Here is a 1,760-nt window from a genome sequence, read left to right as displayed (position 1 = left end):
TACAGGTTTCGATCTTGACCAGCGGGTCACCCAACTTGTCGATCGTCTGTTGGTGATACTGGTTTGCAAAGAGGTCATTCTTAATGGCGCTGCGTTTCTTCATGGTGGTTAGCTCAGTAGACCAGCTTCCGATAACTTTATCAGCAAAATCAAACTCGGCTTAGGTTTTTCGAGGTGCCCACTAATTATTGGTTAAAGAAGTATACATAACTTTTTTTAGGGATGACAAAGTCCTAAAGCTTAATGTTTAAATAATTTATATAAAAATTTATGTTAATCTTTAAAAAAGATCAGTTTATCTCTTTATAAGTGGGTGTTTAAGCCATTTTTTATCTATAATAATTTTTTTAACTTTTGCAGCTAACTGACAAACAGCATGTCCCATAAATTAATAAAAAGGTTTTATTAATTTCAGTAATGACGCTATGGTTACTTTAGTAAGTGACTTGATTTTTATACAGTGACATATTAATTGTTTTTTATCATGTGGTATTAAAAATATGAAAAGGGTTAGATATTGAAAATAAAAAAAATAGTAATTGCGACACTGATCGTTTTACTTTGCTTATTTTTATATTTAGTCGCATTAGACAGTTTTTGTGACCAGGATCAAAATGGTGGAAATTTTACCATAGGCATCTGTAAAATAACCGGTTATTTGCCATTTTAACTAAAATTAATAGGGTTTTAATCTTATTTAATAATTTAATATAGGCTTAAAGAAAAATTAATGTTTTAATTAACAGTTTTGACATGCGCTTTAGTTAAAGCTTGCATCGATAAAAATATTAGGAAATTAGAATAAAATGAAGGTTTAATTATGGCGGAAGAAGTTGGGCAAACGCTTAAGCGCGGGTTAAAAAACAGACATATTCAATTGATTGCACTTGGTGGGGCTGTTGGAACAGGCCTTTTTTAGGAATTGCACAAACTATAAACATGGTAGGGCCATCTGTTTTATTAGGTTATGCAAATTGGTGGATTTATTGCTTTCCTGATTATGCGTCAATTAGGAGAGATGATTGTCGAAGAACCTGTTGCTGGTTCTTTTAGTCACTTTGCTTATATGGGGCCCTTTTGCTGGTTTTTTATCTGGCTGGAACTATTGGGCAATGTTTATCTTGGTTGGTATGGCTGAGCTGACTGCAGCAGGTATTTATGTGCAATATTGGTGGGATATCCCAACCTGGATTTCAGCTGCAATCTTTTTTATCGCTATCAATCTTATCAATTTGACCAATGTACGTTTATATGGTGAAACAGAATTTTGGTTTGCCATAATTAAGGTGTTCGCAATTATTGCGATGATTATTTTTGGCTGCTATCTGTTAATCAGTGGAAAAGGTGGCCCACAAGCATCGGTATCAAATCTTTGGCAATATGGAGGATTCTTTCCTAATGGGATTGCTGGATTGGTAATGGCGATGGCAGTTATTATGTTTTCTTTTGGTGGATTAGAGCTCGTTGGCATAACAGCGGCGGAAGCGGAAAATCCAACACAAAGTATTCCTAAAGCGACTAATCAAGTTTTCGCCAATTCCCAAACGAAATGCAACAAAGTAAATCCTTGGTCATACATAGATAAAATTACTGTAATGACCCCATAAGAGATACTGTTGTATGAAGGGAAAACATTTGAACTTACATGAGCGTTTTTATATCGAAAAACGAATAATTGACGGTGTTACTCAGGCCACTATTGCTAGAGAATTGGGGCTTTCTCGTTCAACTGTCAGCAGGGAACTCAAACGTAATACTGA

General features: G+C 34.8%; 2 protein-coding genes and 1 pseudogene. All 3 read left to right on the top strand.

All coding sequences use genetic code 11. The annotated features are described in order from the left end of the window. The first annotated feature begins 517 nt into the window (after positions 1-517). Positions 518-670 (top strand): PhoP/PhoQ regulator MgrB, encoded by a 153-nt coding sequence (gene mgrB / locus CBG25_RS09860; RefSeq protein WP_290606366.1) that lies wholly within the window; start codon positions 518-520, stop codon positions 668-670. 150 nt (positions 671-820) lie between these two features. After that, positions 821-1,529: pseudogene (locus CBG25_RS09855) on the top strand (amino acid permease); the annotation flags it as partial. Between the two features lie 91 nt (positions 1,530-1,620). Next, positions 1,621-1,760: helix-turn-helix domain-containing protein (locus CBG25_RS21405; protein WP_366212744.1), on the top strand; the 140-nt coding region annotated here is incomplete at its 3' end.

Source organism: Arsenophonus sp. ENCA (genome assembly GCF_002287155.1).
Taxonomy (GTDB): Bacteria; Pseudomonadota; Gammaproteobacteria; order Enterobacterales; family Enterobacteriaceae; genus Arsenophonus; species Arsenophonus nilaparvatae.
Note: the sequence above shows the minus strand (reverse complement) of the source record. Positions and strands in the feature narration are given on the sequence as shown.